The 24,697-nt window shown below is 70.0% G+C and carries 19 protein-coding genes; 9 read left to right on the top strand and 10 right to left on the bottom strand.

The window, feature by feature from the left end; genetic code table 11:
* Positions 1–26: 26 nt before the first annotated feature.
* The 7 genes from AC1PMG_RS16865 to prpE all read left to right on the top strand — a co-directional run bounded on the left by AC1PMG_RS16865 (position 27) and on the right by prpE (position 8,702).
* Positions 27–521, top strand: coding sequence for a peptidylprolyl isomerase (locus tag AC1PMG_RS16865; protein WP_048490063.1), 495 nt, complete (start codon positions 27–29; stop codon positions 519–521).
* Positions 522–612: 91 nt separating this feature from the next.
* On the top strand, positions 613–990 hold the full coding sequence (locus AC1PMG_RS16860) for a glutaredoxin family protein (protein ID WP_267081931.1): 378 nt from the start codon (positions 613–615) through the stop codon (positions 988–990).
* A 36-nt stretch (positions 991–1,026) separates the two neighbouring features.
* Positions 1,027–2,013 carry a malate dehydrogenase gene (locus AC1PMG_RS16855; protein WP_152182218.1) on the top strand — a complete coding sequence of 329 codons (987 nt, stop codon included), beginning with the start codon at positions 1,027–1,029 and terminating at the stop codon, positions 2,011–2,013.
* A 70-nt stretch (positions 2,014–2,083) separates the two neighbouring features.
* Positions 2,084–2,962 carry a LysR family transcriptional regulator gene (locus AC1PMG_RS16850; protein WP_481109634.1) on the top strand — a complete coding sequence of 293 codons (879 nt, stop codon included), beginning with the start codon at positions 2,084–2,086 and terminating at the stop codon, positions 2,960–2,962.
* Positions 2,963–3,041: 79 nt separating this feature from the next.
* A complete protein-coding gene (gene gstA / locus AC1PMG_RS16845) occupies positions 3,042–3,662 on the top strand; it encodes a glutathione transferase GstA (protein WP_481109633.1) in 621 nt (206 codons plus the stop codon).
* 98 nt (positions 3,663–3,760) lie between these two features.
* Positions 3,761–6,271 (top strand): S9 family peptidase, encoded by a 2,511-nt coding sequence (locus AC1PMG_RS16840; RefSeq protein ID WP_481109632.1) that lies wholly within the window; start codon positions 3,761–3,763, stop codon positions 6,269–6,271.
* A 559-nt stretch (positions 6,272–6,830) separates the two neighbouring features.
* A complete protein-coding gene (gene prpE, locus AC1PMG_RS16835) occupies positions 6,831–8,702 on the top strand; it encodes a propionate--CoA ligase (protein ID WP_342073885.1) in 1,872 nt (623 codons plus the stop codon).
* A gap of 49 nt (positions 8,703–8,751) precedes the next feature.
* On the opposite strand, the gene AC1PMG_RS16830 is transcribed toward prpE, so the two are convergent.
* The 6 genes from AC1PMG_RS16830 to AC1PMG_RS16805 form a co-directional block, all read right to left on the bottom strand.
* On the bottom strand, positions 8,752–9,360 hold the full coding sequence (locus AC1PMG_RS16830) for a glutathione S-transferase N-terminal domain-containing protein (RefSeq protein ID WP_481109631.1): 609 nt from the start codon (positions 9,358–9,360) through the stop codon (positions 8,752–8,754).
* 122 nt (positions 9,361–9,482) lie between these two features.
* Entirely contained in the window at positions 9,483–9,944 is a 462-nt protein-coding gene (locus AC1PMG_RS16825; protein ID WP_019797714.1) for a cell wall hydrolase, read from the bottom strand.
* 299 nt (positions 9,945–10,243) lie between these two features.
* Positions 10,244–11,734, bottom strand: coding sequence for a hypothetical protein (locus AC1PMG_RS16820; RefSeq protein ID WP_481109630.1), 1,491 nt, complete (start codon positions 11,732–11,734; stop codon positions 10,244–10,246).
* Positions 11,735–11,828: 94 nt separating this feature from the next.
* On the bottom strand, positions 11,829–12,986 hold the full coding sequence (locus AC1PMG_RS16815; RefSeq protein WP_481109629.1) for a glycerophosphodiester phosphodiesterase family protein: 1,158 nt from the start codon (positions 12,984–12,986) through the stop codon (positions 11,829–11,831).
* 209 nt (positions 12,987–13,195) lie between these two features.
* Positions 13,196–14,092 carry a glycerophosphodiester phosphodiesterase family protein gene (locus AC1PMG_RS16810; protein ID WP_481109628.1) on the bottom strand — a complete coding sequence of 299 codons (897 nt, stop codon included), beginning with the start codon at positions 14,090–14,092 and terminating at the stop codon, positions 13,196–13,198.
* Between the two features lie 23 nt (positions 14,093–14,115).
* A complete protein-coding gene (locus tag AC1PMG_RS16805) occupies positions 14,116–16,614 on the bottom strand; it encodes a TonB-dependent receptor (protein ID WP_481109627.1) in 2,499 nt (832 codons plus the stop codon).
* A 113-nt stretch (positions 16,615–16,727) separates the two neighbouring features.
* On the opposite strand from AC1PMG_RS16805, the gene AC1PMG_RS16800 reads away from it, so the two are divergent.
* Positions 16,728–17,849 (top strand): ROK family protein, encoded by a 1,122-nt coding sequence (locus tag AC1PMG_RS16800; RefSeq protein WP_481109626.1) that lies wholly within the window; start codon positions 16,728–16,730, stop codon positions 17,847–17,849.
* 104 nt (positions 17,850–17,953) lie between these two features.
* Here AC1PMG_RS16800 and AC1PMG_RS16795 read toward each other — a convergent pair whose 3' ends face one another.
* A complete protein-coding gene (locus AC1PMG_RS16795; RefSeq protein WP_481111697.1) occupies positions 17,954–19,285 on the bottom strand; it encodes an MFS transporter in 1,332 nt (443 codons plus the stop codon).
* 98 nt (positions 19,286–19,383) lie between these two features.
* Here AC1PMG_RS16795 and AC1PMG_RS16790 point away from each other — a divergent pair, with 98 nt between their 5' ends.
* Entirely contained in the window at positions 19,384–19,794 is a 411-nt protein-coding gene (locus tag AC1PMG_RS16790; RefSeq protein ID WP_481109625.1) for a Rap1a/Tai family immunity protein, read from the top strand.
* Positions 19,795–19,963: 169 nt separating this feature from the next.
* On the opposite strand, the gene AC1PMG_RS16785 is transcribed toward AC1PMG_RS16790, so the two are convergent.
* The 3 genes from AC1PMG_RS16785 to AC1PMG_RS16775 all read right to left on the bottom strand — a co-directional run bounded on the left by AC1PMG_RS16785 (position 19,964) and on the right by AC1PMG_RS16775 (position 24,660).
* On the bottom strand, positions 19,964–22,012 hold the full coding sequence (locus tag AC1PMG_RS16785; RefSeq protein ID WP_481109624.1) for an oxidoreductase: 2,049 nt from the start codon (positions 22,010–22,012) through the stop codon (positions 19,964–19,966).
* A gap of 548 nt (positions 22,013–22,560) precedes the next feature.
* On the bottom strand, positions 22,561–23,583 hold the full coding sequence (locus tag AC1PMG_RS16780) for a zinc-binding alcohol dehydrogenase family protein (RefSeq protein ID WP_481109623.1): 1,023 nt from the start codon (positions 23,581–23,583) through the stop codon (positions 22,561–22,563).
* Positions 23,584–23,625: 42 nt separating this feature from the next.
* Positions 23,626–24,660 carry an aldo/keto reductase gene (locus AC1PMG_RS16775; RefSeq protein ID WP_481109622.1) on the bottom strand — a complete coding sequence of 345 codons (1,035 nt, stop codon included), beginning with the start codon at positions 24,658–24,660 and terminating at the stop codon, positions 23,626–23,628.
* Positions 24,661–24,697 lie beyond the last annotated feature (37 nt).

The following is a 24,697-nucleotide window of genomic DNA, read 5'->3' as shown; positions in this document are numbered from 1 at the left end:
TGACGCCCCCGTTTCCAAGGAATCCCATGTCCCTGATCGCCCATTTCGACACCGCCCGCGGCCCGATCAAGATCGAGCTGTATCCCGACAAGGCCCCGCTGACCGTGGCCAACTTCGTGAACCTGGCCAAGCGCGGCTTCTACGACGGGCTGAACTTCCACCGCGTGATCGCCGACTTCATGATCCAGGGCGGTTGCCCGGAAGGCTCCGGCCGCGGCGGCCCGGGCTACCGCTTCGAGGACGAGACCAACAACGGCGTGCGCCACGACCGCGGCGTGCTGTCCATGGCCAACGCCGGCCCCAGCACCAACGGCAGCCAGTTCTTCATCACCCACACCGCCACCCCGTGGCTGGACGGCAAGCACACCGTGTTCGGCAAGGTGCTCGAGGGCCTGGACGTGGTCGACAGCGTCGCCCAGGGCGACGTGATCAACAAGATCACCATCGAAGGCGACGCCGACGCGGTGCTGGCGGCCAAGGCCGACCGCGTCGCCGAGTGGAACCGCACCCTCGACGCCTGATCCGGCGCTGTCCGCGCGACCGGTCCTGCGGCCGGGCGCGCGGAGCCTGCGTGCTACCATTTTCCCGATTGATTGCCGCACCCGACCGCCGATGACGATGCGCCCCCTTGTGTTGTGCCTGCTGCTGCTCGCCATCGGCGGCGGCGTGCATGCATGGTGGCGCAGCGCGGCCACGGCGCCGTCGGCGGCACTGGCCGCAGGCGACCCGCGCCATCTGACCGGCGAGGCCGGCATCGTCATGCTTGCCGCCGACTGGTGCGGCTACTGCCGCCGGCAACAGGCCGATTTCGCCCGCGCCCAGGTCCGCTACACGGTCCTGGACGTGGAGCAGGAGGCCGGCCGCCAGGCCGCCGCCGCGCTGGGCCTGGAAGGCGTGCCGATCACCGTGATCGGCCAGCACGTGGTCGAAGGCTACGACACCGCCGCCCTGGACCTGCACCTGCAGCCGCTGGGCTATCGCGTCTACTGATCCACCCCACCCACTTTCTTAGCAGAGGAATCCCCCATGAAAGCACCCGTTCGTGTTGCCGTGACCGGCGCCGCCGGCCAGATCGGTTATGCCCTGCTGTTCCGCATCGCCTCCGGCGAAATGCTCGGCAAGGACCAGCCGGTGATCCTGCAGTTGCTGGAACTGCCGATGGAGAAGGCCCAGGCCGCGCTGAAGGGCGTGATGATGGAGCTGGAAGACTGCGCGTTCCCGCTGCTGGCCGGCATGGTCGGTACCGACGACGCCGAAGTCGCGTTCAAGGACGCCGACATCGCCCTGCTGGTCGGCGCGCGTCCGCGCGGCCCGGGCATGGAGCGCAAGGACCTGCTGCTGGAGAACGCCAAGATCTTCACCGCGCAGGGCGCGGCGCTGAACAAGGTGGCCAAGCGCGACGTCAAGGTGCTGGTGGTCGGCAACCCGGCCAACACCAATGCCTACATCGCCATGAAGTCGGCGCCGGACCTGAACCCGAAGAACTTCACCGCCATGCTGCGCCTGGACCACAACCGCGCGCTGAGCCAGCTGTCGCTCAAGCTCGGCAAGCCGGTCGGCGGCATCGAGAAGCTGGTGGTGTGGGGCAACCACAGCCCGACCATGTACCCGGACTACCGCTTCGCCACCGCCGACGGCGCCTCCATCGCCGATGCGATCAACGACCAGGAATGGAATGCCGGCACCTTCATCCCGACCGTGGGCAAGCGCGGCGCGGCGATCATCGAAGCGCGCGGCCTGTCCTCGGCCGCCTCGGCCGCCAACGCCGCCATCGACCACGTCCGCGACTGGGTGCTGGGCAGCAACGGCAAGTGGGTGACGATGGGCGTGCCGTCCGACGGCTCCTACGGCATCCCGGAAGGCGTGATCTTCGGTTTCCCGGTCACCACCGAGAACGGCGCCTACACCATCGTCAAGGATCTGCCGATCGACGACTTCAGCAAGAAGTACGTCGACAAGACCCTGGCCGAGCTGGAAGAAGAGCGCAGCGGCGTGGCCCACCTGCTGGGCTGATCGCCAACGCGATCGCGTCGTCACGGAACGCCGGGCCCCGCCCGGCGTTTCGCGTTGTGGGGAACCCGACATGATGAATCTGATCCACTGGCGGCTGTACGTCGCTGTCGTCGAATGCGGCAGCATCAGCGCCGGCGCCGCGCGCTGCGGCATCACCCAGTCCGGCGCCAGCCAGGCCATCGCGCAGATGGAGCACGTGCTGGGCACGGCGCTGCTGCTGCGCGAGCGCGGGCGGATCCGGCCGACCCCATTCGGGACGCGTGCGCTGGAACATGCGCGGGCGATGCTGGCCGAGCTGGGGCAGATCCAGGCCCTGGCCACGGCGCAGCGTGCACCGGGGGCGGCCTCGCTGCGGGTCGCCGGCTTCGCCTCGTCGCGGCCATGGCTGGCGCCGCGCCTGCGCGCGTTCGAGCGGGCGCATCCGGACACGGGCGTGGTCTGGCTGGAAGGCAGCGACGAGGAGGTCGAAGCCTGGCTGGCGGCCGGGACGGTCGACCTGGGCGTGGTGCTGGATCCGGCGCCGGAGCGCGACGCCATGGTGTTCGGCACGGACGACTGGCTGGCGGTGCTGCCGCCGGCGCTGGCGCGTCCGCAGGCGCGCGACATCGCCCTGGCGGAACTGCTGACGCTGCCGTTCGTGCTGGCCACCGGCGGCTGCTGGCTGCATGCGCAGCGCCTGGCCGAACGCGCCGGGCTGGCGATCGCCGACCTGCGCCTGCAGGTGCGCGACTGGTCCAGCGCCTGGGTGCTGGTGCGCGACGGCGCGGGCGCCAGCCTGCTGCCGGCGTCGGTGCTGCCGGCCGAGCGCGACGGCGTGCAGGTGCTGCCGTTGCAGCCGCGGCTGCAGCGCCGCTTCGCGCTGGTCGCTGCTGTACACGCGGCGCCGGCCGCGCTGCAACTGCGCCGGTTCCTGGGCGAGGCCATTAGCGGCGCTACTGACCCGTCCTGACATTCTTGTTTCTCCGCAGGGCGCCGTGCCGCGCACACTGCGCGCGCCGACTGTCCGGCGCCTCTGCGAGACCATTTCGATGCATCTCTACGCCGCTCCTGGTGCGTGTTCACTGGCGCCGCACATCGTGCTGCGCGAACTGCAGTTGCCGTTCCGGCTGGTGCACGTGGACAACCGCAGCAAGCGCACCGCCGATGGCGAGGACTTCCGTGCGCTCAATCCCAAGGGCTACGTGGCCGCGCTGCAGCTGGACGACGGCCAGGTGTTGACCGAAGGGCCGGCGATCCTGCTGTACCTGGCCGACCGCTGCCCGCAGGCGGCACTGGCGCCGCCCGCGGACGCAGACGCCTTGCCGCGCTATCGCCTGTACGAGTGGTTGGCCTTCATCAACAGCGAACTGCATGCCGGCAGCGTGCCGCTGTTCGATGCCGGGCTGGCGCCGGAGCGGCGTGCCGCGGTCGCCGCCCGCCTGCTGCAGCGCTATGCCCATGCCGAGGCCACGCTGTGCGCGCAGCCGTACCTGCTCGGCGAGCGCTTCGGCGTGGCCGATGCCTATCTGTTCACCGTGCTCGGCTGGCTGCCGCGGTTCGCCCTGTCGCTGGCCGCGCATCCGGCGTTGGCGGCGTACGCGGCGCGCATCGCGCAGCGTCCCAGCGTGGCGGCGGCGCTGGCCGCCGAGCAGGCGCTGCGCCCGGCCTGAGCGCGGCGCGCTGGCGGGCAGGGCATGACCTTCGGCGCTCGGCCGCGGCGCGGCGGCCGTGCTAGGTTGCCGGGGTCATTCGAAAGGGGATTTCGACCATGCTCATGCCGTTCCGCTGGATCGGCGCGCTGGCGCTCGCCAGTGCGTTGCCCGTCGCCGCCCACGCCGCCACCGCCGACAGCGGTTACCGGCAACCGCCCGAGCCGCTGCTGGGCGTGATGCGCGCCCCGCTCAATCCGACGCCGCGGCTGGACCCGACCGGGCACACCCTGCTGCTGGTCGAGCGCCAGGCCTACCCGCCGATCGCGCGCGTCGCCGAGCCGTACCTGAAGCTGGCCGGGGTGCGCGTGGAACCGCGCACCCATGCCCGCCACGACATGTCCAACGGCTACGGCATCCGCGCCTGCCTGGACGGCTTCAGCCTGGTCGACGTGGCCAGCGGCAAGCAGACCGCGGTGACCCTGCCGGCCGGCGCCTGCCCGGCGCAGCCGGTGTGGTCGCCGGACGGGCGCCGCTTCGCCTTCAACAACACCGCGGCCGACCGCGTCGAACTGTGGCTGGGCGACGTCGCCACCGGCGCGGTGCGTCGCATCGACGGCGTGCAGCTCAACCCGGTACTGGGCGGCGAGATCCAGTGGCTGGGCGGCAGCGATACGCTGCTGGTGCGCGCGGTACCGCAGGACCTGGGCCCGGCGCCGGTGAAGGCGGCGGTGCCGCCGGGGCCGGAGGTCAAGGAAGCGATCCGCGGCAAGGGCGAGAGCAGCACCTACGAGGCCCGCGACACCCTGTCCAGCCCCGAGGACGAGGCCCAGTTCACCTACTACGCCACGGCGCAGTTGGTCACCGTGGACGCCGCCAGCGGCAAACTGCGCACGGTCGGCAAGCCGGCGGTGTACTCGGTGGTCGACGGTGCGCCGGACGGCCGCCACGTGCGCGTGGAGCGCCTGCAGCGTCCGTATTCCTACGTCACCACCTACGGCCGCTTCGCCCACGACGTGGCGGTGCTGGACCTGGCCGACGGCAGCGAGCGGGTGCTGGCGAAGCTGCCGGTGGCCGACCGCGTGCCGGTACACGGCGTGCCCACCGGGCCGCGCGCCTACGGCTGGCGCGCCAATCAGCCGGCCACCCTGGTCTGGGCCGAGGCGATGGACGGCGGCGACTGGAAGACGAGCGTTCCTGCGCGCGACAAGCTGCTGACCCTGTCGGCGCCGTTCACCGGCAAGCCGCGCGAGCTGGCCAAGGTGACCCAGCGCTACGCCGGCCTGAGCTGGTTCGCGCAGGGCGGGCAGGCGCTGCTGGACGAGTACGACGAGAACCGCCACTGGCGCCGCACCACGCTGCTGGATGCGGACCGCCCCGGCAGCGCTGGGCGAGTGCTGTTCGACCTGTCCACCGACGACCTGTACGCCGATCCCGGCACGCCCGAGCTGCGTCGCCTGGCCAACGGCGAATACGTGCTGCGCGAGGACAACGGCGCACTGTTCCTGAGCGGGCAGGGTGCGACCCCGGCCGGCGACCGGCCGTTCCTGGACCGCTACGACCTGGCCAGCGGCAAGACCCAGCGTCTGTTCCGCAGCGGCGCCGATGTCGACGAGGCCTTCGCCGGGTTTGCCGGCGAGGACACCACCCGCTTGCTGACCTGGCGGCAGTCGCCGAGCGACCCGCCCAACGTCTACCTGCGCACGCTGGGCCAGGCGCAGCCGGCCGTGGCGGCAGGCGAGGCGGTGGTCGCCTCCACCCTGGCGCCGGTGACCCGCTTCCCCGATCCGACCCCGGTGGTGCGGCAGATCCAGAAGCGTCTGGTGACCTACAAGCGCAAGGACGGCGTGGAACTGTCCTTCACCCTGTACACGCCGCCCGGGTACAAGGAAGGCACGCGCGTGCCGGCGATCCTCTACGCCTATCCGCTTGACTACGCCGATGCCTCCAAGGCCGGCCAGGTCAGCGGCGCCAACGACCGCGACTTCACCCGCCTGCATTCCTACCAACTGTTGCTGCTGGCCGGCTACGCGATCATCGACGATGCCGCGTTCCCGATCGTCGGCGATCCCAAGACCGCCTATGACACTTACCTGCAGCAGCTGGTGGAGAACGCGCAGGCGGCGGTGGACAAGGCGGTGGCGCTGGGCGTGGTCGACCGCGACCGCATCGGTGTCACCGGCCACAGCCACGGCGCGCTGATGGCGGCCAACCTGCTGGCGCACACCGACCTGTTTCGCGCCGGCGTGGCCACCAGCGGCAGCTACAACAAGACCCTGACCCCGTTCGGCTTCCAGAACGAGCGGCGTTCGTTCTGGGCCGCGCCGGAGGTGTACGCGCAGGCCTCGGCGTTCTTCCACGCCGACAAGATCAACGAACCACTGCTGCTGGTGCACGGCATGGACGATGCCAACCCCGGCACCGAGACCACCCAGGCCCCGCGCATGTTCCAGGCCATCCGCGGCCTCGGCGGCACCGCGCGGCTGGTGCTGCTGCCGTTCGAACCGCACTGGTACACCGCGCGCGAATCCAACGAGGACGTGGTGGCGGAAATGCTGGAGTGGTTCGATCGCTACGTGAAGCAGGCGCCGCCGCGTGCGGCGTCGGCGGACAAGGCGAAGACGCAGTAGTCGGCCGACCTGGCGCGCACGATGACATCGCGTTTGCTCTGCGCGCCGGTGTAGCTGGCGTTCACTGCATGCGGTGCGGTCGACACGGTGATGAATGCGTACGCGCATTTGCGGGTGGCTGCCGACCTGGAGAAATCGGTCGGCAGCAAGCCAGCGGTCGGCTTCGACTGGGCCAACGGCTCTCTGGTCCAGGTCACGATCAATTTCTAGGGCGTGCCGCACACGCCGCTGGATCAGATCGTGCAGCTCAGCAAAAGTTCGGTGGCGACGCGCTTTCAGCAGGCGCCGGCGAATGTGGTGGTGATGTTTACGGTGCCGGGGAAGTAGGATGTTTTGGTTCCTCTTCAGCAAGAACTAGCTCGGCGGCGAGTGGAGCCGGTGTCGCAAAAGCTCAAGGCTGAAACCTTCCATTAGATCTTTGTTGCTTTTAAGACGGCTCCTTCGCCGCATGGCACAACTATGGCGGCAGCCGCGTAATCTCTTCGACCAAGGTCGGAACGACGCCCTCCCAGTCGAAGGACTATGCTCGGAGCCGGTGCACCGGCCTTGGGAGGGCGGCATGGACTACGCGACGTTGTACCGGCGTTCGATCGAGCGGCCGGAAGAGTTCTGGGCCGAGCAGGCCAGGGCGATCCACTGGGAGCGGCCGCCGCAGGCGATCCTGGAGTACGACACGCCGCCGTTCCGGCGCTGGTTCGTCGGCGGGCTGACCAACCTGTGCCACAACGCGGTGGACCGGCATCTGCCCGAACGCGCCACGCAACTGGCGCTGGTCGCGGTGTCCAGCGAAACCGGGCAGACCCAGGAGATCACGTATGCGCAGCTGCACCGCGAGGTCAACGCCTTCGCCGCGGTGCTGCAGCGGCTGGACGTGCAGCGCGGCGACCGCGTGGTCATCTACATGCCGAACATGGCCGAGGCGGTGTACGCGATGCTGGCCTGCGCGCGCATCGGCGCGGTGCATTCGGTGGTGTTCGGCGGCTTCGCCGCGCACAACCTGGCGCTGCGCATCGACGACGCGCGGCCCAAACTGCTGATCGCCGCCGATGCCGGCAGCCGCGGCGGCAAGCGCATCCCCTACAAGCCGTTGGTCGATGCCGCCTGCGCGGAGGCCAGTGCGCCGCCGCCGACGGTGCTGATCGTCTCGCGTGGGCTGGATCCGGCGCAGCCGCGCGTGCCTGGGCGCGACGTCGACTATGCAGAGCTGCGCGCCGAGGTCGGCGATGCGCAGGTACCGGTGGTGTGGCTGGAATCCAACGAGCCCAGCTACCTGCTGTACACCTCCGGCACCACCGGCAAGCCCAAGGGCGTGCAGCGCGATGTCGGCGGGCACGCGGTGGCGCTGGCGCTGTCGATGCGTACGGTGTTCGACTGTGGTCCCGGGCAGACCATGTTCTCCACCTCCGACGTGGGCTGGGCGGTGGGGCATTCGTACAACGTGTACGGCCCGCTGATCGTTGGTGCGACCTCGCTGTTGTACGAAGGCCTGCCGGTGCAGCCGGATCCGGGTGTGTGGTGGGCGCTGTGCGAGAAGTACCGGGTGCGCACCATGTTTTCCTCGCCCACCGCGATCCGTGTGCTGAAGAAACATCCGGCGCGCTACCTGCGCGAGCGCGACCTGAGTGCGCTGCGCTATCTGTTCCTGGCCGGCGAGCCGCTGGACGAGCCGACTGCGTTGTGGATCGGCGAAGCGCTGGGCAAGCCGGTGATCGACAACTACTGGCAGACCGAAACCGGCTGGCCGGTGCTGACCCTGTTGCCGGGCGTCGAGCTGCGGCCGGTGAAGCCGGGCTCGCCCGGCTTTCCCAATCTCGGCTATCGCACGCGCATCGTCGACGAGCATGGCGTCGAGGTGCCGGCCGGGCGCAAGGGCGTGCTGGTGATCGAGCCGCCGTTGCCGCCGGGCTGCATGACCACGGTGTGGAACGACGACGCGCGCTTCCTGCGCAGCTACTTCAGCCACTTCGACACGCTGCTGTACAGCTCGCTGGACTGGGCGATCCGCGACGAGGACGGCTACACCTTCATCCTCGGCCGCACCGACGATGTGATCAACGTGGCCGGACATCGCCTGGGCACGCGCGAGATCGAGGAAGCCATCGCCGGCCATGCCGACGTGGCCGAGGTCGCGGTGATCGGCATGCACGACGAACTGAAGGGGCAGGTGCCGGTGGTGTTCGCGACGCTGAAGCAGGTCGCGCCGGATGCGGCGGCGGTGGTCGAGGAACTGCGCCAGTGCGTGGTGCAGCGTCTTGGCGCGGTGGCGCGGCCGGCGCAGGTGTATCTGGTGCAGGCACTGCCGAAGACGCGTTCGGGCAAGCTGTTGCGGCGCTCGCTGCAGGCCCTGGCCGAGCAGCGCGATCCGGGCGATCTGTCGACGCTGGACGATCCCGGCGCGCTGGAGGAGATCCGCCGCGCCTTGCGCGGTTGACGTGCGACCGGCGACGCCGGCGCAGCCGCGCCGGCGTTCGCATCATCGCTTAGCTCAGGCCTTCGGCCTGCAGCGCCGCCTGCACCTGCGGATCGGCGGACATGCGCTCGAAATGCAGCTGCAGATTGGGGCCGAGCGCGATCTGCTGCGCGCGCGCCCAGCGCAGGGTGACGAACAGGTAGGCGTCGGCGATGGAGCGGCGTGCACCGCCCAGCCAGGTCTGCTGTTCCAGCGCGGCTTCCACGCGCGCGTACAGCGTGCGTATGCGTTCGCGTGCGTGCTCCTGGGTGCGCGCGATCATCGCGGCGTCGTCGAGATAGCGGGTGCTGCCGAACAGCGGATGAAACGCCGGGTGCAGATCGGCGTTGAGAAAGGCCAGCCAGCGCTGCACTTCGGCACGGCTGCGCGGGCTGCCGTCGCCGGCCAGGTGCGCGTCGGGCGCGAGATCGGCGATGTAGTTGAGGATCGCCGAGTTCTGGGTGAGCACCCAGTCGTCCATCTGCAGCGCAGGCACCGCGCCGGCCGGATTGATCGCCAGGTACGCCGGCGCCTTCATCGCCGCGGCATCGAGCAGCTTCAGTTCGAACGGCAATCCGGCCCAGCGCAGCGCGATGTGATCGGCCAGCGAACAGGCGCCGGGCTTGGAATAGAGTTTCATGGCAGGCGGCTCCGCATCGGTCAGGACGGCAGAGCGTACCTGCTGCGCGGGGCGCTTGGCGATGAAGACGCGCCGTGCGTGGCGCGCGCGCCTGCGTCAGGGCATGCCTGTGTGGCGAACGATCAGGACGCGTTGCGTGGACGCAGCTTCTGCACGCGATAGAACGTGTGGTCGCCGATGGTTGCGACCTGATAGGCGTTGCGCCAACTCGGGCTGGCGATGGCATGCGCGGCGAAGTGGCTGGCGCCCGGCACGATCTCCTTGCGCTGGCCCTGCGGCAGCGCCCAGTTGCGCTCGGCGGCGAAGGCGACCTTGACCGCATCGGCCCAGGCGTCGTCGTTCTTCAATTCGGTGCCCGGCTTCACCAGGCCCGGCGCGAACTGCTTGCGTGCGGTGACCACCTGGCACATCGAATCGCCCCACAGGCCGCTGTCCAGGCGCCGCAGCGCCACTTCGGCGACGGCTTGCTGTCCGCGCAGCGTCTGGTCGCGCGCTTCCAGGTAGACGGTGGTGCTGAGGCAAAGCGAATCGGCAGCGGGTTGCGGCAACAATTGCGAGAGCCAGAGAATCCAGGCCAGTTTCATCGTACTCCTTGCTCCGTATGGGCCGTCGTCGTGGCGCTGCGCCGGGATGGCGCGGCAAGCGATGCGGCTTGGCGTCATGGGGAGGCGGCCTGTCACGGGCCGCCCGGGTGCCGGCAATCTGAAGTCCGGCGGATCCACCAAGATGGGCGGATCGAGAAGAGGCGCGAACGATAGGGGCCGGTTCCCGAATCGCAACTGAATCCCGAGTGTTGACAGGGTTCACATCTCACTGTGTCGAGATGCCGTCGCGCCTCACCGCGCGACGGCATGGTGCAGCGCCGCACTGCTGCGCATCGGGCTCAGGGAAACTGCTTGCGCTGCATCAGCATGGCGTACACCTTCACCACCGGATCGGCGTGTCCGCTCAGTTGCGCCAGGCGTTGATCGCGATCGGGCCAGCGTTGCGCCTGATCGGCGAGCACGCGCAGATCGCCGAACCAGGTGTCGTGATCGCGTGCGTAATACGGGCCGCTCAGCAGCGTGGCGAGCAGGTGCATGCCGCGGTCGCGCGCCGCGCCCGCCGGCGCGTACTCGAGATAGCGCAGCAGTTCGCGCAGGCGCGCGCGCTGCACGCGGCCGCTGTCGTCGCTGGCCGCTGTCTGCTGCAGCACGCCATGGTCGAGCTGGTCGAGGAACTCCATCGATGCTTTTTCCGTGGCCGGATCGCCGGCACCGGCAGCCGCATCCAGCAACTGCGTGCGGATGTTGAAGCCCGCCTGGCGGATCAGCGAGATCGCGTCGGCGTCGATCGACTGCGCGGGGAGTGGCGGTGCCGGCACGATGCGCTCGGCCGGCAGCTCGGCGAAGAAGCGCTGCTCCAGCAGCCAGTGGTTGCCGAGCACGCTGGAAGGGCAGCGCGTCTGCGCAAGATGCGCGGCGACGTAGTCGCGGTAGGCAGCGTGCAGTCGCTCGCGCAGTGCGCTGTCGGACACTTGTTGCAGCAACAGCGGCATGTCGCCGGCCACGCTGAGTTCGGTGGCGGTGAAACCGGCATCGTCGCCGCGGATGCGTTCGAACATGCGCACCAGGCTGTCGGCGAGCTGTGCCTGTCCCGCGCTGTCCAGCGGCGCCGCGGCGAGCGCCATCTTCAGCGCCGGGGCGGTGTCGGTTTCGTGTTGCGCCGCGTCCACGCGTGCGGCGATTGCGCTGGCGCGCGCCGCCGGTGGTGCCGGCTGCAATGCGCTGGCCAACGCATAGGTCGGGCTGGGATCGTCGAGATAGTCCGCATCGCAACTGCCGGCGTGCGGCGTCGGCAACTCGGCGAACAACGTCTGTGCCTGCGCCGGTGTGGCGTGCTGTGCGGCGCGTGTCTGCAGCGTCAGTTGATCCAGGCCGGCGGTGCGTGGTGGGCGCAGTTCGTCGTCGTGCTCTTCGTCGATGCTGCCGGTGCGTACCAGTCCGGGCATGCGCCGTTGCGCGCGCTCGGCCAGTTCCGCGGCCTGCTGCGTCAGGCGTTGCGCGGCAGCGGCCCGGTTGCCGTCGGCTGGAAGATCGGCGGATGCAGCCAAGCGCAGCAGCACATCGGCCTGGAAATCGGCGGGCAGCGCCTGCGCCGCGGCCAGCACCCTACTCGCAGGCGGCCCGGGCACGGCGCTGCCGTTCATCGAAGCGGCGCCGGTGGACGGTGGCGTCTGCGCACTGGCCGGGCCGGCAGGCGGGTGTGTTGCGAGGGAGGCCGGCGTGGTGGTTTGCGCGCCGTGCGCGGTCGCCGCGCGTTGCAGCAGCGGCACGCACGCGCCGGCGACCAGCAGCGCGAGAAGCAGATGGCGGGGACGTGGGGCGGGACGCATGGGAAACTCCTGAAGGCGTAGGGCGTGCTGCACGGCGCGCGTGGGCGCCGTGCAGGGCCGGGGAGCGGGGCTCCCTGGCACGACCATGCGATGGTCAGTTGTAGCGCGCGGTGTTGCGCGGCACGTTGGCGCGAATCACGCCGAGCGGATCGTCGGTGATGATGCTGGTGAAGCCGGCGGTGACCTGCCCGCGGAAATCCGGACGGTCGTCGGCGGTCTCGTTGCCGAAGTACTTGGTGCGGGTCAGGTAATCGTCGAGCGAGGCACAGCAGGTGCCGTTGCTGCGCACATAGTGCTGGCCGTCATGGCTGCTCAGGCGATATTCCGGCACCGGCGAGAACGCGCCGATCGCGCGTTTCTGCGCCTGGTTCTCGGCCAGCAGTTCGGCGGTCGGGTCGCCGCGGCGGGGCTGCTTGTTGCCGATTTCCAGCCAGGCGAAGCCGCTTTGGCGACGCGCCTCGTTGATCCAGGCGTTGACCCGGCACGCCGGCGTGTCGCCGCGCCCCGAGCCGCACTCGCCGACGTAGCCGCCATCGGCCAGCCTGTCCATGTCGCCGGCGTAGATGGTCGGCGCGAACGGCACACCCTTGGTGAAGCGGGTGATCTCGCTGGGCGTCTTCGGCAGCAGCGAGGCGCTGAATTTCAGCACCACCTGGTTCTCCATGCGGAACGCGTGGACCTGGTCGGCCGCACGCGAGACTGCATCCAGGTTCTTCAGATCAAGCACCACCACCATGTGGTTGGCGTAGGTCACCACGGTGTTCAGCGCCTTGGCCAGCGAGGTCGGATTGTCGTTGGTCTTAGCGAAGTTCTTGTCGCGCAGGAACGAGTTGACCAGATCATGACTGGTCAGCGTGCTGATGTCCGGATTCCAGCCCTTTGGATTGGTTGCCGGCTGGAAGATATAGAAGCCGGGTTCGTGATACACCACGCGACCGGCGTTCTGGTCGTGGAACAGCCAAAGGATGCCGTCGGAGGCCTGCTTGACATCGAGTTCGATCGCTTCGATGTTGTTGTTGTAAGTGCTGAGGATCGAGCAGGTGGAGTTTTCCGCGCAGCCGTCGCCGACCAGGCCGCGGTGCGAAATCACCACGACATCGGCGCGGCTGCCCTGGTAGGGGGCTTTCATCACGTTGAGGATATGTTGCGGGTTCCAGTTGCTGGCGGCCGACGCCATGCCGGACAGCGTGGCTAGCGACGCGCAGGCCAGCGCCAGGGCGAGAACCTTGGCGGGTTTCTTGGGCAGTTTCATGTGCTCTCTTCCGTTCGGGGTTGATGGAATGAAGTGAAGCAGCGCAGCGCGCGGCAACCGCCGCGCCCGTGGGCGCGGTCGTCTGCAGCGCAATGCTCGAAGCGACGGGCATCGTCCTGGCGTTGCATGCCACCCGTCTGAAACTGGACTCCTGGCGACACCCTGCGTGGGCCTCCGCGTGGTGTCGCCGGGATTTGGACCGAGGCCGGCTACCGTGGCGTGTCCGCGCCGTGCAGGTAGCGTTGCAATGCCAACGGCTCGTCGGTTTGGATCATGCTGACGCCATGCTTGCGTAGCCCGCCCCAGACCGCGGCGGGATCGCGCAGCGCGCGCTGGTCGGTGTAGTGCGCCGACAGCCGCATCGGTCTGCCGCTGGCGATGTCGTTGGTCATGGTGTTGACGAACAGGCGCGCGTGCGGCGCCAGTTCGCGTTGCGCGATGTCCAGCACCACCGGGTCGTCGAACATCAGCTGCACCACCGCCGGCTGCAAGCTGGCGGCGCGGCGCAGGGCCTGCTCGGGCGGCAGCGTCGATTCGCGCTGCAGGTACAGCGCCTGCACCGCGATGTCGGCCTTGCGCGCGCGCTGCAATACCGCGTCGGGCACGTCCAGCGGCACGTTGAGCAGCACGTCGCGTTGCGCGCCGGCCGCTTCCACCGCGTCGATCACCTGGTCCAGCGCCGCGGCCTTGACGTCCAGGTTCACCAGCACCTTGCCGCGCGCCACGGCCAGCGCCTGCGCTAGCGTCGGCGGATGCCGCGCGGTGAGCGTGCTGTCGCGGCCACCACCCCGGCTGCGCACGCGCAAGGCGGCGATCTGCGCCGCGTCCAGATCGGCCACCGCGCCGTGCCCGTCGGTGGTGCGGTCCACCGTTTCGTCGTGCATCAGCACCAGCGCGCCGTCGCGGGTGGTGCGCACGTCGATCTCGACCATGTCCACGCCGCACGCGATGCACGCGGCGATGCCGTCCAGGGTGTTCTCCGAGGCGAACGTCCAGCAGGCGCGGTGCGACACCACCAGCGCCGGCCCATGCGGGTCGCGTAGCCGGTCGGGCAGGCTCGGCGTTGCCGCCATGGCCAGCACCGGCATCGACAGCACGGCGCTCATCAGCAGTCTCCGGCAGCGCATGCTCACCATCTCCAGGTCAGCGACGCGTTGTAGTTGCGGCCGAAGATCGGCCGCGCGTAGATCGCGTCGGCGGTGCCCTGGCCGGACAGCGTGTCCACGCGCGCATTGCCCTCGGTCAGGCCGAGCGCATTGCCGACGTTGGCCGCGTGCAACTGCAGTTCCAGGTGCGCGCTCAACCGCGCGAACAGGCCCAGGTCGTAGGTGGTATAGGCGGGCAGGGCGGTGGCGTTGGTGTAGTCGACGTAGCGCTGGCCCATGCGATAGGCGGTGGCCGACAGTTCCAGCGGCCGGCCGTCGATGTCGAAGTACAGGGTCGGGCTGATCGACGCCATGAACTTCGGGATGCGCGAGATCTGCTTGCCGTCCAGGTTGCCGTAGCTGAGGCCGCTGGTCGCGTTGCTCAGGCCACGCGTCTGCGGATCCTGCAGCGTGGCCGAACCGGTGATGCCGAACAGGGGCAGCGGCCGCCAGGTGAACTCCGACTCCAGGCCCAGGGTGCGGGTCTTGCCGACCAGCGCCAGGCTCTGCACCGCGCCGCTGCCGTCGAGCACGATGGCGCTGATCGACAGATCGTTGAAGCGGCTCCAGAAGGCGACCGTGGAGAACGAGAAGCTGTCGCCGAAGCTGCCGCGCAGGCCGGCCTCGGCCTGGTCGATGTCGGTGACGTCCGCGTTCTGGGTCTGGTAGACGTTCTGCAGCCGCGGCAGGCGCTGCGACTGGGTGTAGCGGGCGAAGGTCTGCAACTGCGGGGTCAGCGCGAACTCGGCACCGAGCGTCCACTGCGTGGCATGGCGATGATCGGTGCGCGGGCTGAACGCGCCGCTGAGGCCGCCGACGTTGTCGTCGGCCAGCGTGGTCGGATCGCCGAGATTGCGCGTGGTGTTGGCGTAGACGCCGCCGTTGGCGTTGTAGCGGGTGTAGCGCACGCCGGCATCCAGGCCGAGGCGGCCGAAGCGCACCGAATCCCACAGGTACGGCGAGAGGTAGGTGCCGTTGGCGAAGCCGCTGGTGACGCCATTGCCGTAGCGCACGAAGCCGTTCTGGGTGACCGAGCCGACCACGTTGCCGGCGGCGTCGTAGGCCAGCACGTCCAGGCGCTGCGCGTTGTTCTGCAGCGTGGTCAGCACGGTGTTCTGCAGCCGGTCCTGGCGATATTCGAAGTGCTGCACGTTGAGGCCGGCGGTCAGCGTGTGCTGGCCCAGCGCGGTGTCGTCGAACGCCTTGCTCAGGCGCAGGTCGTCGGACAGCGTGCGCAGATGGGTGCGCGCATTCCACAGGCCGCTCTCCAGCACCAGGCCGTCGGCCGCGGCCGGATCGTAGGCGGCGCCGTTGCGGGTGGCGACGTAGCCGACCCGCGCCACCCGCGCGCCGAAGCCGCTGCGCGCGCGGCCGAGCTGGGTGTTGAGATAGGCGCTGGCGTCGTAGGGCGCGGCGCCGGAGAACAGCGCGGTGTAGTCCACGTCCGCGTCGACGAAGCGCATGCGGTTGTTGAGGGTCAGGCCGTCGCCCAGGTCCCACTCCAGGTGCGTGCCGAGTTGCTTGACCTTGGTGTGGATGCCGTCGGCCAGGTCGAGGTTGCGTGCCAGCGGGCCGTTGCCGTCGAAGCTCAGCGCGGTGGTATGGCGCAGGTCGTTGGACAGCAGGGTGCCGTCCAGCGGATCGATCAGCGCCGACAGCGATTGCGACGGGTTGCGCGGGTCGGCCAGCGGGATCGGGTTGTAGAAGGCGGTACGGTCGTTGAGGTACTTGGCGTCGACGTCGAGGATCGCATCGCCCATCAGGAAGGTCAGGTTGCCGCGCAGCTGGCCACCCTGGTCGGCGGTGTAGCCGGTGCGACGCAGACCGTCGTCGCTGCGTTGGTAGCCGCCGATGCTGTACAGCACGTTCTCGCTGAGCGGGCCGGCGCTGTAGGCGTCTTCGCGGCGCAGGCCGTCGCTGCCGACGCTCATGCGTACAGCGCCCTCTGGGGTGGCCGTGCCGTGGCGGGTGATGGCATTGACCGTGCCGCCCGGCGCGTTGGTCGCGAACAACGGCGAGGTGCCGCCGCGCACCACTTCCAGGCGCTCGGTCATCATGTCCAGCGCGAACAGGGTGTCGACGTTGAAGAAGCTTTCCTGCGGCTCGTCGAACAGGGTCAGGCCGTCTTCCTGGTACTGCACGTAGTACCAGCCGCCCGCCGGCAGGCCGCGCACGTAGAGATTCTGGCCGCCGCCCTGGCCGCCGGAGGGTTCGGCGGAGAAACCGGGGACCGCCCGCAACATGTCCACGCTGCTGCTCGGGGTGCTGCGCTCCAGGCGTTCCTTGGACACCACGCTGATCGCGAAGGGGGCGTCCTTCTGCGACTGGCCCTGCGGCGTGCCGGTGACCACGATCTGGTCCAGCGTGGTGGTGGCGTCGGCCGGGGGCGCTGGCGCGTCCGCGGCATGGACGGTCGCGGCGCTGCCGAGGATGGACGCGAGCGCCAGTGCCAGCAGGCTCGGGTGCGGATGAACGGTACGCATGAAGACCCCCAGTAAAAGAATGTGGGGTTAATACTATTTACCATGTATGAAACTTAGATGTCCACGTGCTAGGTTGTTGTGGTTCGTGCATCCATCACGCTTTGCGCCCGCCTATGCCGCATCCCGATTTCCCGCCGCGCGTCAGTGCCGGCGGCCGCCAATTGCTCGATCGTGTGTTCAAGACCGGGGTGCAGACCCAGGCGGCGCTGAGCCGCGACCTGGCTCTGTCGCAGCCCACCGTGGCGCGCCTGCTGCAGGGCTTCGTGCAGGACCGCATGGTCCAGCTCAGCGCCCGCGCTGCCGAGGGCCGCGGCAATCCCAGCGTCGACGTGCGGCTGGCGCCGGATTACGCCTACGCCTTCGGCATCGGCCTGATGGGCGACGTGGTGGCGCTGGCGCTGGTGGATTTCGCCGGCACCGTGCGCGGCCAGCGCCGCCTCGGCCTGGCCGACATGCGCCGCGCGCCGGTGCTGGCGCAATTGCAGCGGTTCCGCACCGAGTTGCTGGCCGAGACCGGGGTGGATCCGGCGCGGGTGGTCGGCATGGGCATGGCGATTTCGGCGTTCTTCACCGGGCAGGGCCGGCAGATGGCCGGACCGCCGGCGCTGGAGGACTGGACCCAGGTGGACCTGGTGCCGATCCTGGAAGACGCCCTGGGCTGCGCGGTCACCATCGAGAACGATGGCGCGGCGGCGGCGGTGGCCGAGAGCCTGTACGGGGTCGGCCGCGACTGCCGCGACTTCGTCTACCTGCACCTCACCAACGGCTTCGGCGGCGGCATCATCGCCGATGGCCGGCTGTTCCGCGGCTATCGCGGCAATGCCGGCGAGTTCGGCGGCATCTGGACCGTCGGCGGCATGGCCTATCCGAACCTGGATGCGCTGCTGTCGCTGGTGCGCGCCGCCGGCCAGGACTATGCCGGGGTCGAGCAGATGCTCGGCGCGATCGACGCGCACACCCCGGGCGTGGACGCCTGGCTGGACATGGCCGAGGCACCGTTCTCGCAGTTGTGCGCGTATCTGGCCTATGCGCTGGATCCGCAGGCGATCGTGATCGGCGGGCGCCTGCCGGCGGCGATCGGCGCACGCCTGATCGAGCGCATCCGCATCCCGCGCGCACCCAACCGCCACGGCCTGGCGCCGCCGCTGCCGCAGCTGTGCATCGCCCGCACCGTCGGCGACGCGGTGACCCTGGGCGCGGCGTTGATGCCGTTGCAGCAGGCGTTTTTCGCCTGAGACACGCGCGTGCGCGGTGCGCCGCGTTCAAGCCAGCGACATGGCGCCGTGTCGCGGAGGATTCGGGCCGGATGCTCGCCCGTGGCGTCGCAGCGTCCGATGTCTCAGCCGCTGCTGGCGTTCGCTGCCATGCCGGCACCGATCGGGAGCGATCGGCGGCGTCCGGTGAGCAAGGCCAGCAGCAGGCACAGCGCCCCGCACAGCAGCGGGCCGGCCGCCATCGCCCAGCACAGCAGCAGGCAGTGTCCGTCGCGGTAGGCCAGCGCATCCAGCAGCACGCCGATCAGCACCACGCCGGCGGCCAGGGCGACCTGCGCGGCGGCGGTCAGCGCGGCGAAGCACAACGCGTGCTCGGCGACCGCACGGGTCGCGGTGCACTGCGCGTGCCAGGCCCAGACCAATTGTCCGGCGCTGCCACCGATGGCGCCGATGCAGGCCGCCGCGGCCAGGCTCAGCAGCGGCTGCGCCGGCAACGCCAGGGCGAACAGCGGCGCGCACAGCAACAGGGCGCTGCCGAGCCAGGCCAGCCGTTGCGTCGGCGTGCGCTGTCGGCCCCAGCGCGCAGCCAGCGGCTGCACCAGGACCGTGCCGAGCGCATAGGCGATCAGGACCGCGCTGCCCCAGCCGGGCGAAAGCAGGCCGTAGGCGGCCACATACGGGGCGAGCTTGGTGAACGCGGGCAGGGTCAGCGAGACCGCCGCGATCAGTGCCAGCGGTTGCCAGGGAATCGCGCGCCACGAGGGCGCTCGGTCGATCGCGATCACGGCGGTGGCGTCGGCCGGTGTCGGGTGCGCAGTGGCGTGATGGTGCAGCACCCGCTGCAACTGCCAGGCGCACAGCATCGCCACCGCCGCCAGCACCGCGCTGGCCTGCAGCGCCAGGCTTCCGCCATCGGTCCCGCGCGCCAGCACCGCACCGACCACGCTGCTGATCAGCAACGCCGCGGCGCCGCTGCCGGCCAGGCGCAGCGCGCTGGCGCCGTCGTGGCCGCGCCAGGGCCACTGCGCCAGGCTCAGCAAGGTGTTCTGGGCCACGTCGCAGGCGGCGTAGGCCAGCCGGAACAGCAGGCTCACCGCCAGCACATAGCCCAGCCGCCACGGCGGCGGCAGCAAGGGTGCGGCGAACACCAGCAGCAGCGCCAGCGCCGCGGCGGCCAGGCCGTGCCATTGCAGGCGCCCGGCGCTGCGCACATCGCGCAGGCGCCGGCGCAGGCCCCAGCCGGCGCCGAGGCCGATCGCAGCGCTGAGCAGCAGGCCCAGCGCCAGCACCAGCCCGGCGGTGATCGCGCGCAGGCCGGCGTGTTCGGTCAGCGAGTAGATCAGCAGCAGTTCGCCGGCGTACCACAGCAGGCTCTTGCCGAAATGCGCGCCGGCATACGCCGCCAGCGCCGTTTGCGGCAGGCGGGGCAGGGCGGGCAGGGGCGAGGGGCGCGGCATGCCCAGGCTTATAGCCGCGCGATGCGACAGCACCAAGTCCGCCGCGCCGGCTTGCTAGGATCGAAGGCGCTGGTCCCCGTCGTTCGAGGAGTTCGTCGATGTCGCTGTCATGGTCATTGCCCCGGCTGCTGTGCCTGTGTCTTGTCGCCTTCGCTGCGCCTGCCGTCGCGTCCGTGGCCGCGCGTCCGCAGGCGGTGTATCAGCTGTCCGCCGCCGATCTGCTGCGGCTGCTGCGCGGCGATGCGCAGGCCGCGGCGACGCCACTCGCGGGCAGTGTCGAACAGCGCCGCGCGCAGGCCGGCGCGCTGGCGCGGCTGTACATCGCCGGCGTCGCCGACGCCAGCGAAGGCAGGCAGTGGTGCGCTGGCGCGCAGGGCGTGCTGACGCACGAACTGGTCGATCGCGTGTTCACCGCGCTCGCCGCGCTGCCGCCGGCGCAGTTGCGGCAGCGCGCGGCGGTTCCGGTGGAGCAGGCGCTGCACGACGCGTTCCCCTGCGCGGCGCGTTGAGAATTTCAGGCCTGTCGGTGACGGGCGCCGGGCCTGACTGCCGCGGGTGACCCGGGCCTGCGCATGCCGGGATCGAGGGCGATCGCCGACTGTGCCCGACAGAGCGCCGCGTGCCTCGACGCGACCTGCCCGCGATGGTCGCCGATGGCCTACCAGGTCAGTGCACGCCCTACAACTGCGCTGCGAGCCGGCTGCCCTGGGCGATGGCGCGCTTGGCATCCAGTTCCGCGGCGACATCGGCACCGCCGATCAGGTGCGCGCTGCGGCCGGCGGCCTGCAGCGCCGCCTGCAGGTCGCGGCGCGGTTCCTGGCCGGCGCAGACCACCACGGTGCCCACCGGCAACAGTTGCTCGGCGCCGTCCACGCGGATGCGCAGGCCGCTGTCGTCCACGCCCAGGTATTCGACGCCGCCGAGCATGGTCACGCCCTTGGCCTTGAGCGTGGCGCGATGGATCCAGCCGGTGGTCTTGCCCAGCCGCGCGCCGGGCCGGCCCGGGCTGCGCTGCAGCAGCCACACGCTGCGCGCCGGCGGCTCCGGGCGCGGCTTGCACAGCGCGCCGCGGCCTTCGAACTGCGGGTCCACGCCCCACTCGGCCATCCACCGCGCCGGGTCCAGCGCGGTCGACTCACCGGCGTGCACCAGGAACTCGCCGACATCGAAGCCGATGCCGCCGGCGCCGATGATCGCGACTTTGTCCGCCGCCTGCACCCGGCCCTGCAGCACGTCCAGATAGCTGACCACGCTGGGATGGTCGGCGCCGGGGAAGTCCACCGTGCGCGGCACGATGCCGGTGGCCAGCACCACCTCGTCGAAGTCGGCCAGCAGCGCCGCATCGGCGGTGGTCTGCAGGCGCAGTTCCACGCCGGTGGCGCCGAGCTGGTGGCGGAAGTAGCGCAGCGTCTCGTGGAATTCCTCCTTGCCGGGAATCCGCTTGGCCACGTTGAACTGGCCGCCGATCTCGCTGGCGCTGTCGAACAGGGTGACGCGGTGGCCGCGTTGCGCGGCCACGGTGGCGCAGGCCAGGCCGGCCGGGCCGGCGCCGACCACGGCGATGCGCTTGGGCGCGCGGGTCGGCAGGTAGTTCAGTTCGGTCTCGGCGGCCGCGCGCGGATTGACCAGGCAACTGGCGGTCTTGTTCTCGAACACATGGTCCAGGCAGGCCTGGTTGCAGGCGATGCAGGTGTTGATCGCCTGCGCCTGGCCGCGCTGCGCCTTGTTCGCCCATTCCGGGTCGGCCAGCAGCGGCCGCGCCAGCGACACCATGTCGGCGCCGCCGCCGGCGAGGATGCGCTCGGCCACGTCGGGCATGTTGATGCGGTTGGTGGCGATCAGCGGCAGCCGCACGTGCGGCTTGAGCTTGGCCGTCACCGCCGCGAACGCCGCGCGCGGCACCGAGGTGGCGATGGTCGGCACGCGTGCCTCGTGCCAGCCGATGCCGGAATTGATGAGGGTTGCGCCGGCCGCCTCGATCGCCTGCGCTTGCAGCACGATCTCCTGCCAGTCGCTGCCGTCCTCGACCAGGTCCACCAGCGACAGCCGGTAGACGATGATGAAGTCCGGCCCGCAGGCGGCGCGGATGCGGCGCACGATCTCCACCGCGAAGCGCATGCGCTTGGCCGCGTCGCCGCCCCAGGCGTCGTTGCGGCGGTTGCTGCGCGGGGCGATGAACTCGTTGATCAGATAGCCTTCCGAGCCCATCACCTCGACGCCGTCGTAGCCGGCTTCGCGCGCCAGTTTCGCGGCGTGCGCATAGGCGTCGATCTGGCGTTCGACGCCGCGCGCCGACAGTGCGCGCGGAGTGAACGGGTTGATCGGCGCCTTGAGCTTCGACGGTGCCACCGACAGGGGGTGGTAGGCGTAGCGCCCGGCATGCAGCAGCTGCAGGCAGATCTTGGCGCCGTGTGCGTGCACTGCGGCGGTCACTTGCCGATGCGGGCGCACTTCCCACGGCCAGGACAGCTTGCCGCCGAATGGCTTCAGCCAGCCGACCACGTTCGGTGCAAAGCCGCCGGTGACGATAAGGCCGACGCCGCCGGCGGCGCGCTCGGCGAAGTACGCGGCCAGCTTGGGGAAGTCGCGGGCGCGGTCCTCCAGGCCGGTGTGCATGGAGCCCATCAGGATGCGGTTGCGCAGCTGGGTGAAGCCCAGGTCCAGTGGGGCGAACAGGTGCGGGTAGGCGGTGGGGGTGGGGTCGGGCTGGCCGGGGGCGGGCGACATGGCGTGGATACGCAGGCGTACGGAAGGGCGCAGGGTGCCGTGAAACCTGGGCTAGGGCAAGAGGGGCGTTGCCTTGACGTGCCTTTACATTGACGTTGAGGTTGCCTTGGCTATGGCGCTGGGATTTGAAGCATGAAGCTTTGAAGCAACGGCAACAGCTTCCGCTGGCGCGGGTCACTTTTCTTTGCTTGTGCAAAGAAAAGTAACCAAAAGAAAGCACACCCCGCAGCGCGCCCTCCGCGCTGCGCGCTCCGGGTCCGCAGCCACGACGGGGATTCGCGGAAGGGGCATCCTGCCCCTGCCGCGAACGGCGCACATCCATGTGCGCCGCCCTTCGGGTTTTTCCCCGCCGCGTCTGCCGCGCCGAGGGGACCCGGTAGATCAAAAGCACAGCAAAAGCCGAGGCAAGAGCTGTAGCAACAGCAACCGCAACGGCAACAGAAACAGCAACCGCAACGGCAGAACTACCGGGTCACGGTCATGCATAGCCGACGACCGCCGTACGCAGCGCGGGACGGCCACACAATGTCCGATCGCTGCGACGCCGCTCAGCCCCAGCCGACCAGCGCCAGTTTGCCGATGGTGCTGCCCGACTCCAGGCGCCGGTGTGCCTCGCGCAGGGTGGTGGCGTTGATCGGGTGCAGCGTCTCGGTCAGGGTGGTGCGCAGTTCGCCTGCGTCCACCAGGCTGGCGGTGCGTGCCAGGATGCGGTGCTGTTCGATCATGTCCTCGGTGCGGAACCGGGCGCGCGCGAACATCATTTCCCAGTGGATGCCGATGCATTTGGCCTTGTATGGGTCGCCGATGTGCAGTGGACCGCTCGGCTCGACGATCAGCCCAAGGTGGCCCTGCGGCGCCAGCAGTTCGCCCAGCGCCTGCCAGTAGCGGTCGGTATCGGCCAGGTTCAATGCGGCGTCCACCTGGTCGATGCCCAGTGCCTGCAGCTGCGGCGCCAGTTCCTGGCGATGGTCGATCACGTGGTGCGCGCCGAGTTGCAGGCACCAGTCGCGGGTCTGCGGCCGCGAGGCGGTGGCGATCACCTCGAAGCCGGCATGCCGCGCCAGTTGGATCGCGATCGAGCCGACCCCGCCGGCGCCGCCGATCACCAGCAGGCGGCGGCCGCGGTTGTGTTCGTCGTCGAAGTCGAACGGCATGCGCTGGAACAGCAGCTCCCAGGCGGTCAGGGTGGTCAGCGGCAGCGCCGCGGCCTGGGCGAAGTCCAGCGTCGCCGGCTTGCGCGCGACGATGCGCGCATCCACCAGTTGGTATTGCGCGTTGCTGCCGGCGCGGGTGATGTCGCCGGCGTAGTAGACCTCGTCGCCCGGCTCGAAGCCGTCGACCTCGGGCCCGACCGCCTCGACCACGCCGGCGGCGTCGTAGCCCAGCACCTTGGGCTGGCCGTCGCTCGCGCCCTTGGCGCGAACCTTGGTGTCCACCGGATTGACCGACACCGCCTCCACCCGCACCAGCAGGTCGTGGCCGGCGGGCGCGGGCGGCGTCGGCAGGTCGAGGTCGTGCAGCGACTGCGGATCGTCGATCGGCAGGGGATGGAGGGTGGCGACCGCTTTCATGGAGGCTCCTGGACGTGAAGGAAAGGAGGGCACGGCCGCGGCTCAGACCGGCCGCGGGTTGCGCTCGGCGAAGCCGCGCTGGTGCCAGTACGGATACGCCGGTACCGCGGCGCTGGCCGCATCCAGCTGTTGCACGTGGGCGGGATCGAGGGTCCAGCCGACCGCCCCCAGATTCTGCCGCAACTGGTCTTCGGTCCGTGCGCCAATGATCACGCTGCTGACCGTCGGTCGCTGCAACAGCCAATTCAGTGCGATCTGCGGCACGCTGCGGCCGGTTTCGGCGGCGATGGCTTCCAAGGCGTCGATCACCCGGTACAGGCGCTCTTCCTGCACCGGCGGGCCGGCCTCGGTGACCGCCTTGTCGTGCAGGCGGCTGCTCTCCGGCAATGGCTGGCCACGGCGCAGCTTGCCGGTCAGCCGGCCCCAGCCCAGCGGGCTCCACACCAGCGCGCCCACGCCCTGGTCCAGGCCCAGCGGCATCAGTTCCTCTTCGTAGTCGCGCCCGATCAGCGAGTAATAGGCCTGGTGCGCGACATAGCGCGACCAGCCGTGACGGTCGGCCACCGCCAGCGATTTCATCAACTGCCAGCCGGAGAAGTTGGACACGCCCAGGTAGCGGATCTTGCCCGCGCGCACCAGGTCGTCGAGCGTGGACAGGGTTTCCTCCACCGGCGTGTGCGCGTCGAAGCCGTGCAACTGGAACAGGTCGAGGTAGTCGGTGCCCAGGCGGGTCAGCGCCGCTTCCACCGCGCGCACCAAGTGGAAGCGCGAGGAACCGACACTGTTGGCTGCGGCGCGGTCGAAGCGGAAGCCGGCCTTGGTCGACAGCAGCACCTGGTCGCGGCGGCCCTTGATCGCCGCGCCCAGCACCGATTCGGCGGCGCCGCCGGAGTAGACGTCGGCGCTGTCGAACAGGGTGACGCCGGCCTCCAGGCAGATGTCGATCAGGCGCCGCGCCTGGTCCACGTCCGAGTTGCCCCAGGTGGCGAAGAAGGGATCGGTGCCGGCGAAGGTGCCGGTGCCGAAGCTGAGCGCGGGGACCTTGAAGCCGGACGCGCCGAGATGACGGTATTCCATGGAACACTCCTGATGGTGGGGAAGGGGGAGAGAAGGC

The organism is Xanthomonas sp. NCPPB 2250, assembly GCF_056725265.1.
Note: the sequence above shows the minus strand (reverse complement) of the source record. Positions and strands in the feature narration are given on the sequence as shown.

Coding starts and splice junctions, on each gene's coding strand:
- AC1PMG_RS16865 (WP_048490063.1), top strand. CDS start 27: ATGTCCCTGATCGCCCATTTCGACACCGCCCGCGGCCCGATCAAGATC.
- AC1PMG_RS16860 (WP_267081931.1), top strand. CDS start 613: ATGACGATGCGCCCCCTTGTGTTGTGCCTGCTGCTGCTCGCCATCGGC.
- AC1PMG_RS16855 (WP_152182218.1), top strand. CDS start 1,027: ATGAAAGCACCCGTTCGTGTTGCCGTGACCGGCGCCGCCGGCCAGATC.
- AC1PMG_RS16850 (WP_481109634.1), top strand. CDS start 2,084: ATGATGAATCTGATCCACTGGCGGCTGTACGTCGCTGTCGTCGAATGC.
- gstA (WP_481109633.1), top strand. CDS start 3,042: ATGCATCTCTACGCCGCTCCTGGTGCGTGTTCACTGGCGCCGCACATC.
- AC1PMG_RS16840 (WP_481109632.1), top strand. CDS start 3,761: ATGCTCATGCCGTTCCGCTGGATCGGCGCGCTGGCGCTCGCCAGTGCG.
- prpE (WP_342073885.1), top strand. CDS start 6,831: ATGGACTACGCGACGTTGTACCGGCGTTCGATCGAGCGGCCGGAAGAG.
- AC1PMG_RS16830 (WP_481109631.1), bottom strand. CDS start 9,360: ATGAAACTCTATTCCAAGCCCGGCGCCTGTTCGCTGGCCGATCACATC.
- AC1PMG_RS16825 (WP_019797714.1), bottom strand. CDS start 9,944: ATGAAACTGGCCTGGATTCTCTGGCTCTCGCAATTGTTGCCGCAACCC.
- AC1PMG_RS16820 (WP_481109630.1), bottom strand. CDS start 11,734: ATGCGTCCCGCCCCACGTCCCCGCCATCTGCTTCTCGCGCTGCTGGTC.
- AC1PMG_RS16815 (WP_481109629.1), bottom strand. CDS start 12,986: ATGAAACTGCCCAAGAAACCCGCCAAGGTTCTCGCCCTGGCGCTGGCC.
- AC1PMG_RS16810 (WP_481109628.1), bottom strand. CDS start 14,092: ATGAGCGCCGTGCTGTCGATGCCGGTGCTGGCCATGGCGGCAACGCCG.
- AC1PMG_RS16805 (WP_481109627.1), bottom strand. CDS start 16,614: ATGCGTACCGTTCATCCGCACCCGAGCCTGCTGGCACTGGCGCTCGCG.
- AC1PMG_RS16800 (WP_481109626.1), top strand. CDS start 16,728: ATGCCGCATCCCGATTTCCCGCCGCGCGTCAGTGCCGGCGGCCGCCAA.
- AC1PMG_RS16795 (WP_481111697.1), bottom strand. CDS start 19,285: ATGCCGCGCCCCTCGCCCCTGCCCGCCCTGCCCCGCCTGCCGCAAACG.
- AC1PMG_RS16790 (WP_481109625.1), top strand. CDS start 19,384: ATGTCGCTGTCATGGTCATTGCCCCGGCTGCTGTGCCTGTGTCTTGTC.
- AC1PMG_RS16785 (WP_481109624.1), bottom strand. CDS start 22,012: ATGTCGCCCGCCCCCGGCCAGCCCGACCCCACCCCCACCGCCTACCCG.
- AC1PMG_RS16780 (WP_481109623.1), bottom strand. CDS start 23,583: ATGAAAGCGGTCGCCACCCTCCATCCCCTGCCGATCGACGATCCGCAG.
- AC1PMG_RS16775 (WP_481109622.1), bottom strand. CDS start 24,660: ATGGAATACCGTCATCTCGGCGCGTCCGGCTTCAAGGTCCCCGCGCTC.